At 66.5% G+C, this 15,403-nt stretch carries 13 protein-coding genes; 8 read left to right on the plus strand and 5 right to left on the minus strand.

What is annotated here, in order from left to right; all coding sequences use genetic code 11:
* The 8 genes from VN634_09570 to VN634_09605 all read left to right on the plus strand — a co-directional run.
* Nucleotides 1-2,338: hypothetical protein (locus tag VN634_09570; protein HXC51119.1), on the plus strand; the 2,338-nt coding region annotated here is incomplete at its 5' end.
* Between the two features lie 197 nt (nt 2,339-2,535).
* Entirely contained in the window at nt 2,536-4,269 is a 1,734-nt protein-coding gene (locus VN634_09575; protein ID HXC51120.1) for a DUF3300 domain-containing protein, read from the plus strand.
* A gap of 63 nt (nt 4,270-4,332) precedes the next feature.
* On the plus strand, nt 4,333-5,823 hold the full coding sequence (gene glpK / locus VN634_09580) for a glycerol kinase GlpK (GenBank protein ID HXC51121.1): 1,491 nt from the start codon (nt 4,333-4,335) through the stop codon (nt 5,821-5,823).
* Nucleotides 5,824-5,941: 118 nt separating this feature from the next.
* Nucleotides 5,942-6,706: a TetR/AcrR family transcriptional regulator gene (locus VN634_09585; GenBank protein HXC51122.1), complete on the plus strand. Its 765-nt coding sequence runs from the start codon at nt 5,942-5,944 to the stop codon at nt 6,704-6,706.
* Complete coding sequence (locus VN634_09590; protein ID HXC51123.1) at nt 6,703-8,313, plus strand: bifunctional 3-(3-hydroxy-phenyl)propionate/3-hydroxycinnamic acid hydroxylase; 1,611 nt, start codon at nt 6,703-6,705, stop codon at nt 8,311-8,313. Before VN634_09585 ends, VN634_09590 begins: the two co-directional genes overlap by 4 nt.
* Nucleotides 8,310-9,251: a VOC family protein gene (locus VN634_09595; GenBank protein HXC51124.1), complete on the plus strand. Its 942-nt coding sequence runs from the start codon at nt 8,310-8,312 to the stop codon at nt 9,249-9,251. Before VN634_09590 ends, VN634_09595 begins: the two co-directional genes overlap by 4 nt.
* Before the next feature lie 123 nt (nt 9,252-9,374).
* Complete coding sequence (locus VN634_09600; protein HXC51125.1) at nt 9,375-10,241, plus strand: fumarylacetoacetate hydrolase family protein; 867 nt, start codon at nt 9,375-9,377, stop codon at nt 10,239-10,241.
* A 224-nt stretch (nt 10,242-10,465) separates the two neighbouring features.
* A complete protein-coding gene (locus VN634_09605) occupies nt 10,466-12,103 on the plus strand; it encodes a hypothetical protein (GenBank protein HXC51126.1) in 1,638 nt (545 codons plus the stop codon).
* 86 nt (nt 12,104-12,189) lie between these two features.
* On the opposite strand, the gene VN634_09610 is transcribed toward VN634_09605, so the two are convergent.
* The 5 genes from VN634_09610 to VN634_09630 form a co-directional block, all read right to left on the minus strand.
* Entirely contained in the window at nt 12,190-12,759 is a 570-nt protein-coding gene (locus tag VN634_09610; protein HXC51127.1) for a hypothetical protein, read from the minus strand.
* A 63-nt stretch (nt 12,760-12,822) separates the two neighbouring features.
* Nucleotides 12,823-13,473 carry a glutathione S-transferase gene (locus VN634_09615; GenBank protein ID HXC51128.1) on the minus strand — a complete coding sequence of 217 codons (651 nt, stop codon included), beginning with the start codon at nt 13,471-13,473 and terminating at the stop codon, nt 12,823-12,825.
* A 97-nt stretch (nt 13,474-13,570) separates the two neighbouring features.
* Complete coding sequence (locus VN634_09620; GenBank protein ID HXC51129.1) at nt 13,571-14,032, minus strand: nuclear transport factor 2 family protein; 462 nt, start codon at nt 14,030-14,032, stop codon at nt 13,571-13,573.
* Nucleotides 14,033-14,068: 36 nt separating this feature from the next.
* Nucleotides 14,069-14,569, minus strand: a complete 501-nt coding sequence (locus VN634_09625) for a hypothetical protein (protein ID HXC51130.1) — start codon at nt 14,567-14,569, stop codon at nt 14,069-14,071.
* Nucleotides 14,566-15,246 carry a crotonase/enoyl-CoA hydratase family protein gene (locus VN634_09630; GenBank protein ID HXC51131.1) on the minus strand — a complete coding sequence of 227 codons (681 nt, stop codon included), beginning with the start codon at nt 15,244-15,246 and terminating at the stop codon, nt 14,566-14,568. The genes VN634_09625 and VN634_09630 overlap by 4 nt, the downstream gene beginning before the upstream one ends.
* Nucleotides 15,247-15,403 lie beyond the last annotated feature (157 nt).

The following is a 15,403-nucleotide window of genomic DNA, read 5'->3' on the forward strand; positions in this document are numbered from 1 at the left end:
GGTGTGCCGCGGCGCGGCCGGCGTATGCGATCTCGCCGAGACCTGCGACGGCCTCGTCAATACGTGTCCGAACGACGCCAAGAGCACCGCGCAATGCCGAGGAGCGGCTGGAGTCTGCGACGTTGCGGAAACGTGCGACGGCGCAAGCGACGCGTGTCCGGGCGATGCGAAGAGCACGGCTCAGTGCCGCGCGTCCGCCGGCGTCTGCGATACCGCGGAAACCTGCGACGGCACCGGCAACTCGTGCCCGATCGACGCGAAGAGCACGGCCCAGTGCCGTGCATCCGGCGGCATCTGCGACTTGGCGGAAACCTGTGACGGCGCGAGCGATTCGTGCCCGGCCGATGCGAAGAGCACGGCGGTGTGCCGCGGCGCGGCCGGCGTATGCGATTTCGCCGAGACCTGCGACGGCCTTGTCAATACATGTCCGAGCGACATCAAGAGCACGTCGGTCTGCCGCACATCGGCCGGGATCTGCGATCTCGCCGAGACCTGCGATGGCGCGGGCGATTCATGCCCGGCCGACGCCAAGAGCACGGCCGAGTGCCGCGGCTCGGCCGGCGTTTGTGACACGGCCGAAAGCTGCGACGGCCTCGCGGACGCCTGTCCGGGCGATGCCAAGAGCACCGCGGAGTGTCGCGGTGCTGCGGGAGTCTGCGACGTAGCGGAAAGCTGCGACGGAGTTGCAAACTCATGTCCAGGTGACGCGAAGAGCTCGGCCGTCTGCCGCGGCTCTGCCGGAATCTGCGATACCATCGAGACCTGCGACGGCGTCGCCGACGCTTGCCCGGCCGACACGAAGAGCTCGGCGGAATGCCGCGCGGCCGGTGGCGTGTGCGATCTCGCCGAAACCTGCGACGGCGCAAGCGACGAATGTCCGGCCGATTCCAAGAGCACGGCAGAGTGCCGTGGGTCGGGCGGGATCTGCGACGTTGCGGAAACCTGCGATGGTGCGAGCGACGCCTGTCCGAGCGATTCGAAAAGCACGTCCGAGTGCCGTGGCGCGGCCGGTGTCTGTGACGTGGCCGAGACCTGCGACGGCGTTGCCGATGCGTGTCCGGCCGATTCGTTCGCCGTATCGACGACGGCGTGCCGCGGCTCAGCCGGCGTCTGCGACCAGGTCGAAAACTGCACGGGCGCCGCTGCGGATTGTCCGGCCGACGGCTTTGCGTCGTCGTCGACGGTCTGCCGCGGTGCGACCGGTATCTGTGATGCCGCCGAGAGCTGCACGGGAGCTGCCGCCGCGTGCCCGGCCGACGCTGCGGCGTCGAGCACGACGCTCTGCCGCGGCGCGGTCGATGCATGCGATGCGGCGGAAAACTGCGATGGCGCAGGAGCCTGCCCGGCCGATGCAGCGGCGCCGGTCGATACGGCGTGCGGCAACGGCGCCGAGAGCGACTGCGATCATGCCGACAGCTGCGACGGCTCGGGAACGTGCCGGACCAATATCGAAGCGGCAACGACGCCGTGCGGAAGCAGCGCCGATGATGCCTGCGACAACCCGGATACCTGCGACGGTTCGGGAACCTGCAACGCGAACCACGAAGCCAACGGCAAGACGTGCGACGATGGCGCGTTCTGCAACGGTGCCGACACGTGCGCATCCGGCGCATGCAGCGTGCATACGGGCGATCCGTGCTTCGCCGGCGACGGCGACGGCGACTGCTCGGAAAGCTGCAACGAAGCTGCCGATGCGTGCATCTCCACCGATCCGGATGGCGGCGCGTGCGACAACGGCGATGGTTGCACCATCGGCGAGACCTGCAGCGCCGGCGTGTGTGGCGGCGGCAACGGGAACGCATGCGTCGATCTTTGCGGCGATCTGCCGGCCACCGGCTGCTTCACGGCGGCCAAATCCGGCTTCAAAGTGAGGAGCGACGCCGATCCGACCAAGAACCGGATCCAGTGGAAGTGGAAGAACGGTGAACCGGTTCCGGGGAGCGCTCTCGGCTCGCCGAAGGCGATGACCAAGTACCAGCTGTGCATCTATGACCGCACCGGTAACACGCCGGAGAAGGTCGGATCGTACAGCCTGCCGGCCAATACCGTGTGGGTCGAGAAGACCGGGTCGATCTCGTACAGTGACAAGAACGGAATGGTCGAAGGCTTCGCGCAGATCAAGGCGAAAACCACTCTCGAACCGGGCAAGTCCTCGATGAGCGCCAAGCTGTCGTCCACGCACCTGGCGCTGCCGCCGACGCTCAGCGCATCCGAGTACTTCGACGTCGATCCGTCGCTGACGGTGCAGATGATCAACAGCACCGGAGCCTGCTGGACGTCGGACTTCACTGCGCCGAAGAAGAACACCACTGCCCAGTTCTCTGCAGTCGGTCCGTAAGCTCCTTGCCGGGGTGCGAATGCTCGTGCGTTCACACCCCGGCCGATCTTTGCGCTCTTCTCCCCGCGATTACTTCCTGCGATTACTTCGCCGCAGTTGAGGCGGATGGTTTCTTGCTCGGTGCGGGCAGGCAGACCATTCTGCGGATGCGCGCATGCGAGAGAGTTGTTCTCCGCACGCTTTCGCAGGGAGACGCCATGGGAATTCGCAGCCTTCAGCCGACGCACACGTCCGCAGTGATCACCGGCTGTTTCTTTTCGATCGTGATCGCGCTGGCAGGATGCGATTCGCCGACGACCAGCGTGACGGGCGAATCGACGGGCGTCCCCGGGCGCATCGCAAGTGAAGACCCGGGTGCCTCCGGCGACGCTCACGCGACTGGAGGAATCGACGCGCAGAACGATCCGGAACCGGCGGCCGCACCCGGAACGCCGGCCGGCCCCGGCGCGGATTCCGCGCAGGCACCCGCTGCACCGCAGTTCACCCAGGAGCGGCTCGAGCAGCTCGTCGCGCCGGTCGCCCTTTATCCGGACCCGCTGCTGATGGACGTGCTCATGGCGGCGACCTATCCGGCCGAAGTCGCCGAAGCGGCCGCGTGGCATCGCGAGCATCCGAACCTCAACGGCAAAGCACTCGACGATGCGATCGCCGACAAGAACTGGGACGTGAGCGTGAATTCGCTCACGCACGCGACCCAGGCGATCGAGCTGATGGGCGCCGATCCGCAATGGACGAGCGATCTCGGCGAAGCGTTCCTCGCACAGCAGGACGATGTGCTCAACGCCGTGCAGGTGATGCGCAGCCGCGCGTGCGACCTCGGCAACCTGAAGACCACCGAACAGCAGCGGGTCGAGATCGAGCAGGCTCCGCCGCCGCCTGCGCAGCCCGCGGTGCATTATGTCGTTCCTCCTCCGCCGCGCATCGTCCGCATCGTGCCCGTGCAGCCGGAGGTTCTGTTCGTGCCGGTCTACAATCCTCGGGTGATCTTCGGACCGCCTCCGCCGGTCATCTTCTATCCGCGCGTCTACGTTTATCCGGGCATTGCCGTCGGGATCGCTCCGGTCATCACGTTCGGCGTAGGCATCACGTTCGGCGGGCTTTTCTGGGGCGACCTCGACTGGCACCACCATCACGTCTATCGGCGTCACTACGACGGCGGGTATTACAGCGGCAATTACGGAGATGACGACTACTGGCGTCATGACGTGCGCCACCGACGCGGCGTTGCCTACCGCCAGGCTTATCTCGAGCGCGAGTACGGCTCGGCCAATCGTGAGCACTGGTCACGCGAAGGCTCGCGCTACGGCGATCGATATCGCGCAGATGTGCGCGGCGGCGCCGGACGCGAACGCGGACCGGATCGCGGCGGAGCGGCGATGCGTGGCGAGCGCGGCGGCGGCGTTAAAGGCAATCGCGGCGGTGGGGTCGAGAAGGGCAACCGCGGCGGCGGCGGCGGCAAGGGCAATCGCAGCGGCGGCGTCGAGAGGGGCAGCCGCGGCGGTGGCGAAAAAGGAAACCGCGGAGGCGGTGGCGCAAAGGGAAATCGCGGCGGCGGTGGAAAGGGAAATCGCGGTGGCGCCGGAAAAGCGCACGGCAAAGGCGGCCAGCACGGCGGCGGCGCCGACCGCGGCGGCAAAGCTCCGTCCATGTCCGGACATGGTCCGGGATCGGGCCACGGCGGGCCGCCTTCGCATGGCGGCGGTTCGTCGAAGGATCGCGGCGCGATGCACGGCGGTGGTCATGGCGGCGGTCACGGCGGTGGTGGTTCGGGCGCGGCAATGCACGGCGGCGGTGGTGGTCGCGGCGGACCGGGCGGCATGCATGGCGGCGGCCATGGTGGAGGCGGGCCGCATGGCGGAGGCGGACAGCACGGACCGGGTGGAGGAGGTCACGGCGGCGGTGGTCACGGCGGCGGCAAGCACGGGCACTGAACACCGGATGCCTTCGCGTTTTCCGGCTGCGGCGACATCATTCGCGGCCGGAGGTTCTGCGCCATGGCCCGTTACATTCTCGCCATCGACCAGGGAACGACCGGCTCGACGGTCATGGTGTTCGACGAGCGAGGCCGCGTGCGCTCGCGTGCGTACTCCGAGTTCCGACAGCACTACCCGAAGCCGGCCTGGGTCGAGCACGACGCCGACGAGATCTGGAACGTCACGCAGCGGCTGATCGGCGAAGCGCTCGCGCACGCGAAAGTGAAGCCTTCGGCGCTTGCGGGCATCGGCATCACCAACCAGCGCGAGACGACGGTCGTCTGGGATCGAAAGACCGGCAAACCCATCCATCGCGCCATCGTCTGGCAGGACCGGCGCACGGCGTCGGTCTGCGACAGGCTGCGCGCCGCGGGCGACGAACGCGATGTCCGCAAGAAGACCGGCCTGGTGCTGGATCCGTATTTCTCCGGAACCAAAGTCGCGTGGATCCTCGACAACGTGCGCGGCGCACGCGCGCGAGCGGAACGCGGCGATCTCGCGTTCGGCACGATCGACTCGTGGCTGATCTGGAAGCTCACCGGCGGCGATGTGCACGCGACCGATTACACGAATGCGTCGCGCACGATGCTGTTCAACATCCGCACGATGAGGTGGGACGACAGCCTTTGCCGGCTGCTTCGCGTGCCGAAGGCGATGCTGCCCGAAGTGCGACCGTCGGCGGGAATGTTCGGAAGGACGGCGCCGGGAATCGTCGGTCCGGGCACCGTTGCGATCAGCGGTGTGGCCGGGGACCAGCAGGCGGCACTGTTCGGCCAGGCGTGCACGTCGCCGGGCATGGTCAAGAACACGTACGGCACCGGCTGTTTCCTGATGATGTACAGCGGCGACAAGCCGATCGAGTCGAAGAACGGCCTGCTGACGACGCTTTGCTGCCGCGCCGACGGCGGACCGGCTTACGCGCTCGAAGGCGCGGTATTCGTGGCCGGAGCCGCGGTGCAGTGGCTGCGCGACGGGCTGAAGATCCTGAAGACCGCGGGCGACAGCGAAGCAGCGGCGCGGCGTGTGGACTCGACGCTCGGCACGTACATCGTCCCGGCGTTTGCCGGTCTCGGTGCGCCGTACTGGGACGCCGATGCACGCGGCGCCATCGTCGGCCTGACGCGCGGAGTGACGTCGGACCATCTGGTGCGGGCCACGCTCGAGTCGCTCGCGTATCAGACGCGCGACGTCGTCGATGCGATGACCGCCGACTGCCGCAAGAAGCTGCGCGTGCTGCGCGTCGACGGCGGCGCAAGTGCCAACGACTTCCTCATGCAGTTCCAGGCCGACGTGCTCGGTGTGCCGGTCGACCGTCCGACGGTCATCGAAACCACGGCGGCCGGCGCGGCGTTCCTCGCCGGTGTCGGCGCGGGGTTGTGGAGGAGCGCGCGCGATCTCGAATCGGTGCGCAAGGTCGATCGCGTGTTCAAGCCGAAGATGAAGAACGCCGAACGCGAGTCGCTCTATCGCGGATGGACCGGAGCGGTGGCCCGCGTGCGCACCAGCCGCTGACATCGCGATCGCCGCACGGGGCGCCGTCCGTTTCCGACGTCGCGGAGCGACGCCGGAGATTCTGATTGACAGATCGTCGAAAATCGACAATATGTCGGTTTCCGACGGAGTGTCAAACATGGACCCGGCCGCAGATCGCAAAAAAGCCCGCAAATTACCCGCCGGTTCGTCGGCAGCGACCCATGCGGCATCGGCGATATCGGCCACGGAAGCCGAGGCCGGGCGCCGCCCCGCTGCGATCCCGACCATCGAGCGACCCACCCGCCGCAGCCGCAAGACGCGCAAGGATCTCGTCGACGCGGCCCGCGAGCTGCTCGAAGAGCAGGGCGTCCCGGCCCTCACCGTCAAGGCCGTCACCGAGCGCGCCGATGTCGGGCACGGCACGTTCTACCATCACTTTCCGTCGACCGAGGCGGTGCTCGCGGCCGGCATCGAGGCGTCGATGCGCGAATTTGCGGCCGCCATCGAACGCGAGTTCTCCGAAGCCTCCGACAAGGCCTGGGTCTTCGTAAAGAGCATGTCGAGCACGTTCCGCATGCTCACGCGTCACCCGGCGCTGCCGTGGATGCTCGAGAGGCCGCAGGTTCTTGCTGCTGCGCTTCGCGAGGCATGCGGACCGTTCGCGCGCCGCGATGTCGCGGCCATGGTTGCCGCAGGCGACGTCCATGGCGACGCGCTGCCGCGCGTCGGCCATTACTGGGAATGGATCATCGTCGGCGCGCTTTCGGATGCGGCCGGGCGGCCGCTCGAACAATCGAGGATCGAAGCCGGCCTCATTGAGATGGTGCTGCGGATCCTTGGTCTCGACGATGCGCGCATTCGCCGCCTGCTGTCGTCGCTCGATGCCGCTGTGAAGCCGAACGCGAGGAAGAAGGGTGCATGAGCGTATCGCGCGACGCAGAGGCCGGCGGCAATGACGCGCGGACGGCGCACGTTGCAGACGTTGCGGATGTTGCGGTGGTGGGCTGCGGTCCGGTCGGCGCCGGCGCGGCAATTCTGCTCGCGCGCGCGGGCCTGAAGGTCGTCGTGCTCGACCGCACGACCGCCGTCTCGGACCTGCCGCGCGCGGTGCTGCTCGACGGAGAGACGGTGCGCGCGTTCCAGCGCGTCGGCCTCGGCTCGGAAATCAATGCGCTGCTGCAGCCGTATCGCGCCGGTGACGCCGCATACTTCACCGATTCGCGCCGCAATCCGCACTTCGGCGTCGAGATGCCTGCCGAAGGCGTCAACGGCTGGCGCGACGGCGCGTTCTTCGACCAGCCCGAGCTCGAAGGCGAGCTTCGCCGGCTGATGCTTCGCGAGCGGAACGTCGATGCCAGGTTCGGGCACGAAGTCACCGCCATCGGTCAGGACGACGACGGCGTGCAGGTCTCGGCAACGGATCTGGCGAGCGGAAAAGCAACGCAGGTGCGCGCACGCTGGCTCATCGCATGCGACGGAGCGTCGAGTTTCGTGCGGCGAAGCCTCGGCATTGCGTGGCGCAGCCTTGGGTACGATCACGACTGGCTGGTCGTCGACGTGGAAGTCAAAGACGTCGCCGATCTTCCCGGCGTGACGATGCAGGTCTGCGATCCGGCGCGCCTGACGACGTACATCTGCGGCAAGGATCCGTATCGGCGATGGGAGTTCCGCCTGCTCGACGGCGAGACGCGCGAGAACATGGTCGATGGCGACAACGTCCGGCGCATGCTCGCGCCGTGGATCGCGCCGGATCGCTACACCGTTCGGCGCGCGGCCGTATATCAGTTCCATGCGGCGACCGCCGCGCGCTGGCGCGACGGCCGCATCTTTCTTGCCGGCGATGCCGCGCACCAGACGCCGCCGTTTCTCGGCCAGGGAATGAACGCCGGCTTCCGCGATGCGGTCAACCTCGTCTGGAAGCTCGCGCTCGTGTGCCGCGGCGCCGCACCGCAATCGCTGCTCGATACGTACGCCGAAGAGCGCGATCCGCACGCGCACGAGCTCGTCGACTGGGCTGTCGCCGTCGGACGCCTGATGGATGCGCTGGCCGACGCGGAAGCCGGACGCGCATGCGGTCCCCCGCCCGACGATCTGATGCGCAGCGGTTACGGGCAGGGACGAAGCGCGCCGCCGATTCGCTTCGGTCTCGTCGTCGAAAGCCAGGTCTCGGACTCGGGCGTGACCGGTTATCTGTCGAATCAGCCGACGGTCGCGGCCGCGGATGGAAATGCGAAGCTGCTCGACGAGGTTCTCGGCAACGGATTTTGCGTAGTCGGCCGCAATGCTGCTGCACTTTCGATGAACGATGCGAGCCGCACGTACCTCGAGCGCATCGGCGCGCCCGCCGTCTCACTCGAGGATCTGACGCTGGTTCGCGGTCACTGGGACCGTCTCTTCGGCGCGCACGCGGCGGCCGTCATCCGGCCGGACCGGTATGTCTTCGGCGTCACCGACGACGCCCATTCGCTCGACGACCTCGTCGCCACCCTGAAAACCACGCTGCATGGCGAAGCTGGAGACGCACGATGACAACTCCCCTGATCAAAATCCGCGACATCGCATTCGTTCGCCTTCGCGTGCCCGACCTCGATCAGATGGAAACCTACCTGGCCGATTTCGGCCTCGAGCGAAGTGCGCGCACGGAATCGGCGCTCTATATGCGCGGGGCCGGCACTGCGCATCACGTGCACGTCAGCGAGCACGGCGCCGACGCAGGGCTGATCGGCATCGCGCTGCTCGCGTCGAGCGCGGGCGATCTCGACAAAATCGCGAAAGCTCCCGGAGCTTCGCAGGTGCATGACACCGGCGAGCCCGGCGGCGGGCGGCGCGTCGTGCTGCACGATCCGTTCGGCGTGCGGGTCGAGGTCGTGCACGGGATCGACAGCGTCGAGCCGCTCGCCGTACGGCCGTCGCTCGGTCTCAACCTCGGAAGCCGCATCGAGCGGCGCGGGATTTTGAAGCGCGTCGAGAAAGGACCGGCGCGCGTCAAGAGGCTCGGCCACACTGCAATCAACCTGGCGGATCCGGATGCAGCGTTCGACTGGTATTCGCGGCATTTCGGCCTGCTCAAAAGCGATTCGATCGCGCTCGAGAACTTCGCGCTCGCGCACTTCTGCCGCTGCGATCTCGGCAGCGAGTTCACCGATCATCACACACTGGTGTTCGCCCGCTCGTTCGACGGGCAGACCAGCCTGAATCACGCGTCGTTCGAGGTCTGTGATCTCGACGACGTCTGGATCGGACACGAGCATCTGGCCGCAAAAGGCTACCGGCACACGTGGGGAATCGCGCGGCACACGCTCGGCAGCCAGATCTTCGACTACTGGCGCGATCCGTGGGGCCTCATCCACGAGCACTTCACCGACGGCGACCTGCTCGATGCGTCGTGGCCCGGCGAAGTCCACGGTCTCGAAACCAGCCAGTGGGGCGCCGACATGCCCCCCGGTTTCGGCCAGCCGCTTCCGTGATGCCGGCCAGGGCTCATTCGATTCGTCGAGAACCGCCCACCGGTTCCAGAAACAGACCGGACGGTTTTCGCCATTCGCCACTCGCCACTCGCGATGTTCGCGAGCCGCTAAAGGAGAGATGAAATGAAACTTGCGACGTTCACATATGAGGGAAAGACCAGGATCGGCGAAGTATACGACGACCGGATTGCCGATCTTTCGGGACCTGCGTGCCCGTCAACGATGCTCGGGCTTCTCGAGGGCGGCGAGGATGCCATGGCGGCCATCCGCATCGCTTCGCGCAACGCACGCCGCCTGCCGCTGGACAAAGTGCGGCTCGAGGCGCCCATTGCGCGGCCGCCGAAGATCCTCGCGGTCGGCCTCAACTATCGCGCGCACGCCGAGGAGTGCGGCATGCCGATTCCGGTCGTGCCGATCATCTTCAACAAGCAGTCGACGTCGGCGGCCGGACCGTTCGACGCCGTCCATCGCCCGCGCGAATCCGAGCAGATCGACTACGAAGGCGAGCTCGCGATCGTGATCGGCAAGAGGTGCCGCCGCGTTCCGCGTGCGAAAGCACGCAGCGTCGTCGCGGGCTACGCGGTCGCCAACGACGTCAGCGTGCGCGACTGGCAGATCCGCGTGCCGACGATGACGATGGGAAAGTCGTGGGACACGCACTGTCCGTTCGGCCCGTGGATCACGACTTCGGACGAAGTTGCCGATCCCGATGCGCTCGACCTGAAGACCTGGGTCAACGGCGAGCTGCGCCAGAACGCGAATACCTCCGACCTCATCTTCCACTGCGACGAAATCATCGAGCATCTTTCGACCGCCTTCACGCTCGAGCCGGGCGACGTGATCGTTACCGGTACGCCGAGCGGCGTAGGGCTGTGGATGAATCCGAAGTCGTGGCTGAAAGACGGCGACGTCGTGCGCATCGAGATCGCGGGCCTCGGCGCGATCGAGAATCGCGTGATCGACGAGCCCGAAGGAACGGCGCGTTACTGACCGCGTGTTTCTACGCAGCGCGGTTGACGACAGACCGCGCGGGCGGAGAGCTGCCCGCTCGATACGGTGCGCAACGGCACCCGTTTGTGAGTTTTTCCGCTGCGCAGCGGGGGTAAGGATCAGCGCATCGCATGGAATGCCATTGAAAAGGAGGGCTGGCCGGGCCGGATAATGCGTGCGGAGGCGGAGACACTGGTGTCCGTGCTCCCGATGGAGGTAGTGCCATGGCCAGTCTCTCGCGTCTCTCGACTTCCCGCGTTCCATTGCTTGTCGCAGCCGTGCTGCTCGCCTCCGCTCCGTCGATCGCCGCGACGGGAGACTGCGGCCAGCCTCTGTCGACCGGCACGGCGCCGACCACCGCCGATGCGCTTTTCGTGCTGCGTACGTCGGTCGAGCTCGAGGAATGCGCGCTCTGCGTCTGCGACGTGAACGAGTCGGGCGACGTGACCGCGACGGACGCGATGCTGGTGCTGCAGCTGGCCGTCGGCCTTCCGGTAACCGCAAACTGCAGCGACTGCGATGACCCCTCGCTCCAGTGCCCGGGCGTCGCACAGTTCGCGCTGTTCGCCAAGATTCGCGGAGTGTGCGCGACCAACGGCGATTGCGCGCCGTTCTCGACCTGCGACGAGAGCATTCATCGCTGCCGCACCGTGACCGACTCCGATATCGGCTGGAACGGCCTCGCGCACGATGCGGACATCGACGACCCGATTCCGGCTCGACTCTTTGTGGATTGCGAGGGGCCTGCTCCTTGTGGCGAGTGCACCATCACCGGCCACGATCCCTCGCTCGGTGACTGCCGCTGCGTGTCCGACAACCAGAAAGTCTGCTTCACGGTTGCCGGCAACGACGACCAGTTCTGCGACGGCGGCTTCTGCCAGTGTTACTTCGGCCCGCCGATGCCGCTGTCGTCCGGCAACACGCCGGTGTGCGTGCTCAACGGCCTGGCGGCGCAGCCAACCGGCACCGGCAACGTCGACACCGGCAGCGGCTTCATCCATCTGCAGCTGTCCGAGAAGATCTTCCTCGGTGCGTCGCTGCTGACGCCATGTCCTCTGTGCCTGAACGATCCGACCCCGGCCGACGGCGTGCGTGGCGGCGTGTGCGAAGGCGGCAGGAACGACACGATGAGCTGTGATGCACAGGCCTTCAATTCGACGTTCCCGCCGCCCACCGGCGCCCTCTACAGCCTCGACTGTTTCCCGCTCGCCGGTGCGGACATCAGCCAGGGCGGCCTGCCGCTGACGATCGATCTCACGACCGGCCAAACGCAGCTCGACGCGGTTGTTCCGTGCGCGGTCGAAGGACCGCTCTCCGAAGTGAACTGCCCGTGCCGGGTCTGCAGCGACAACGACAAGATCGCGTGCCACGTCGATGCGGACTGTGCTGCCGAAGGCGCCGGGACCTGTTCGAGCAACGGCGAAGGCGAGCAGACCGAGCCGAACGCATGCCTGAACGGCGTCTGTGTCGACTCCGGCGGTAATGACAGCTTCTGCGAAACCGGACCCGACGATACGTGGTGTGATGCGCTCACGCGCGCCGACGGCGGCGGTCTGGTCGGATGCGCGACCAACGTCGACTGCACGCCGCTGATCATCGGCGTCGATGCAGGAACCTGTACGCTCGTTGAACGCCGCGCGTGTTTCCCCGATCCGATCGTATCTCAGGGCAACCCGAGTCCTGCGATTCCGGTGGCGGCGGGCACGTACTGCTCACCGGCAACCACCGCGACGTCGGTCAACACGGCAGCCGGACTGCCAGGGCCGGGACGCCTGACCTTGCAGACGGCGCTTACCCTGTTCTGCAAAGGCGACCCGGAGGCGCACTACACACCGGGCGTCGGCGGGTGCCCCGTCGAGTAGACGACCGACGCGGGACCTCGTCGGTTTTCCGAGAAAGGGCGCGAGACGGATTCCGTCTCGCGCCCTTTCGATTTCAACGCGCGGACTTACAGGGAGCCGGGGAAATACATGATGACCAGTTTGGCGTCATACGTATCGACTGCGGCGCTGTCACCGGGCTTCGTAAGGCAAACCAGATGGTACGTGTGCGGTCCTTCCGTTACGGGGATCGTCGAATGGTGCGACTGCTGCAGGTCAAACCGCGTGTCGTTGTCACCGGGATCGAAGTCAAAGGCGTCGAGTTGCGTTACGCCTTCGAGCAGGGAGCACAGCACGAACTGATTGATGTCGGATGCCTTGACCTCGGCTTCAAACATCACAACCGCATTTCCGGCTGCCGGAAACGTTACGTCGAGAGTCGCCACGGTCGTATCGGTAGTGTTGATGGTGAGGAACTCATTGCGCGCGCTGGTTTTCACTCCGGCCGCAGGAGGAGCAGGACAGCTCACGGACACCGGCTGACCGACGGCGTACTTGAGCAGGAGCAGGGCATCCGACGAAAGCGGAGCGCCTCCGCTGTTGTTGAGATCTCCGCACTGCTGGTCGGCGGCGTAAGAGCATGGCGGGCTCAGTACCATGCTCAGGATCAACGCCTGGACGATTGAAAACGTTTTCATGGGAGCTCCTTTTCCTGTCGCCGCGCGGCTCGGCGTTCACGCGGGCGGTTGTGGCTGCTTGCGTTATCCCCGCATGCCGGTTGCCGCAGACGAGGCATGCAGGCTCGCGTCGGCACTGGGCCGCGAGGAGACGGCTGCGAACCAGTTTGTGATCTTCGTGCATTCGTCTGGCAACGGCTGGCCGACGCTGCGTCCGAAATCGAGTGCGCAGAACAGGATGATGTCGGCGATCGTGAAACGGTCCGAGACCACGGACGGCCCGCCGTCGATGAGCTCGTCGAGCCAGCGCAGGTTGTCCTGCGCCGTCTGCTTCAGACCGTCGGCGGCCTGCGGGAGGCAACGCATGCGATCGGTGAAAAGACCGAGGCCCTCGGCGAAGCGAAATCCGTTGTAAATGTTCTCGGTGATGCGCAGCTCGATGCGGCGCTGCCACATGCGCGTCTCGGCGCGCTCGATGGCAGTTGCACCGATCAGAGGAGGCGCGGGATGAAGCTCTTCGAGGTACTCGAAGATCGCGACGGTCTCGGCGAGCATCGTACCGTCGTCGAGCTCGAGGGCGGGAAGCTGACCGCCGGGATTTCTGCCGGTGTACGGGCCGCGCCGATTCTCGCCGCCGATGAGGTCGACTTCTTCGGTTGGTATGGTGATTCCCTTCTCCGCGAGAAACATCCGAAGGGCTCGTGGATTGGGGCCGAACGATCCGTAGACCCGCATGCGTTCCTCCTCGTTGAGACGCAGTATTGCCCGGCCGCTCTCTCATGTTCGCCTGCCGTAGTCATGCCCGGCCGATCGATGAGGAAACTTTTACGCCTCACCCGGCGGCATCGAAGCGCGTACGGATCTGCAGCGGCGCCGCGCGCAGCTCGATCTCCTCGAACGTGCGCTCGTAGCCGGTCGAGCGGATCTTCCACTCGCCATCGATGCGCACGTACTCGTCGCTGTAGAACGCGGCGCCGCGCAGCACCGTGTTCGCCTCGCGAAAGATCACCATGTCCTCGAGATACCACGTGCCTCGCGCCGAGCTGTCACCGGTGAGCTCGATCTCCGGGTGGTGGCCGTGATGCATGCTGATCATGTTCGGGCTGCCGAGCGCACCGCGAAGGAACTCGAGAATGGCCGCGCGACCTTCGAACGCGTAGCGGCCGTTGTCGTAGGACGTGGTGGCGTCTTCGGCGAGCGTGCTTGCGAGCGCGTCCCAGTCCTTGCAGTCGAGCGCGCGAAAGTAGCGGTACTTGAGCTGCCGGATGGCCTCGAGGTCGTCGTGTCTGGACATTGCGGGATCTCCTGAATGTGGTGTGTCGGTCGAGCGTCAGCCGGGCGCGGTCGCAGCGTCCGTTGTATGACCTGCGGCCAGCAGGCGGAACGTCATCGCGTGGCTGACCAGCATGAGGGGAACACCGAGCGCCGGCACGTACCACTGCGCCGTCAGGAACTGTGCCGAGCCGATCGCAGCTGCGTGGGGCAGCGCGATCAGAAGGTCGGCGGTGCCGACGATGTTGCAGGTCCACGCCAGTTTCCGCCGCGCCGGCCACCTGCGCCGCAACGCGATGACCGAGAGCAGCGCCAGGAACGCCGTAAGCGAATCGCCGGCGGCGGTCGGGATCGCAAACGACCTGGGCATGCCCGGCGCGAGGTTCGAAACCAGCAGTCCGACTCCGAGAACGCGGAACAGCTGCGGGGCGATGCAGATCGCGAGAGCATCGTCGGCCGCGTAGCGCCGCAGCGCGGGAGCCACAAACAGCGCGGCAAGCGCCGTCCACGAGATCAGGAACCACACGAACTGGAAGACAAAAAACGGCGCCGGATTCATTCGCTGAGCTCGCCTTCGATCGATGCGCGGATCGCAGCGAGCGCCGACGCGCGCAGGCGCTTCTTGGTCTCGCGATGCGCGGCGCGATCCACGGCAAGAAGCGACCGCGCGATGGCCGAGCTGCGCGCGATCAGCTCATCCGGCGCCACGACCTCGTCGAGGAAACCCGCGCGGACGGCTTCGTCCGGCCCGTACATCTCGCCGGTCACGCAGCGCTGGAAATACGCAGGGCTGAGCCGCTGCCGTGCGGTCTCGATCGCAAACCATGGCAGCGTCAGACCGATGGCGACCTCATTCATTCCGATCCGGAAGTCACCGCTCGCGCCGACGCGCCGGTCGGCGGACAGCATGAGAAAAGCTCCCATCGGATAGGCATGGCCGCCGCATGCGGTGACGACAGGCGACGGAAACGCGAGGATCCGCTCGATCAGCGTGGCGCCGAGCCGCAGCATTTCGAGCGTGGCTTCGCGGCCCTGCGAGAAGACCTTGAGATCGAATCCGGCCGAGAAGACTCCCGGGCGGCCGGTCAGCAGCACCACGGCATCGTCGGCCTCGGCGCGCGCGAAGACCGAATGCAGCGACGCAAGCATGGCAGGCGACATCGCGTTCACCTTGCCGTCGTCCATCGTCACCGTGGCAACGCCGTGCTTCAGATCGTAGGAAACGAGCTCGGACATCGAGGATCCTCCAGGGCGCTCTTAAGCCGTCGTCACCGGGCAATGACAAAGGCGGCGGCCCGCTCTCGCACTCGGGACCGTCCGCGGATGCCTCCGGGTCGGGGCGGGTCCGATTTGAGCCCGGCCGCCCTCGTTGCTATACCCCTCGTTTCCGCGG

The sequence above is a fragment of the Candidatus Limnocylindrales bacterium genome, from assembly GCA_035571835.1.
Lineage (GTDB): Bacteria > Desulfobacterota > Binatia > UBA1149 > CAITLU01 > DATNBU01.

Coding starts and splice junctions, on each gene's coding strand:
- VN634_09605 (HXC51126.1), top strand. CDS start 10,466: ATGGCCAGTCTCTCGCGTCTCTCGACTTCCCGCGTTCCATTGCTTGTC.
- VN634_09600 (HXC51125.1), top strand. CDS start 9,375: ATGAAACTTGCGACGTTCACATATGAGGGAAAGACCAGGATCGGCGAA.
- VN634_09575 (HXC51120.1), top strand. CDS start 2,536: ATGGGAATTCGCAGCCTTCAGCCGACGCACACGTCCGCAGTGATCACC.
- VN634_09625 (HXC51130.1), bottom strand. CDS start 14,569: ATGAATCCGGCGCCGTTTTTTGTCTTCCAGTTCGTGTGGTTCCTGATC.
- VN634_09585 (HXC51122.1), top strand. CDS start 5,942: ATGGACCCGGCCGCAGATCGCAAAAAAGCCCGCAAATTACCCGCCGGT.
- VN634_09590 (HXC51123.1), top strand. CDS start 6,703: ATGAGCGTATCGCGCGACGCAGAGGCCGGCGGCAATGACGCGCGGACG.
- VN634_09595 (HXC51124.1), top strand. CDS start 8,310: ATGACAACTCCCCTGATCAAAATCCGCGACATCGCATTCGTTCGCCTT.
- VN634_09620 (HXC51129.1), bottom strand. CDS start 14,032: ATGTCCAGACACGACGACCTCGAGGCCATCCGGCAGCTCAAGTACCGC.
- VN634_09615 (HXC51128.1), bottom strand. CDS start 13,473: ATGCGGGTCTACGGATCGTTCGGCCCCAATCCACGAGCCCTTCGGATG.
- VN634_09610 (HXC51127.1), bottom strand. CDS start 12,759: ATGAAAACGTTTTCAATCGTCCAGGCGTTGATCCTGAGCATGGTACTG.
- VN634_09630 (HXC51131.1), bottom strand. CDS start 15,246: ATGTCCGAGCTCGTTTCCTACGATCTGAAGCACGGCGTTGCCACGGTG.
- glpK (HXC51121.1), top strand. CDS start 4,333: ATGGCCCGTTACATTCTCGCCATCGACCAGGGAACGACCGGCTCGACG.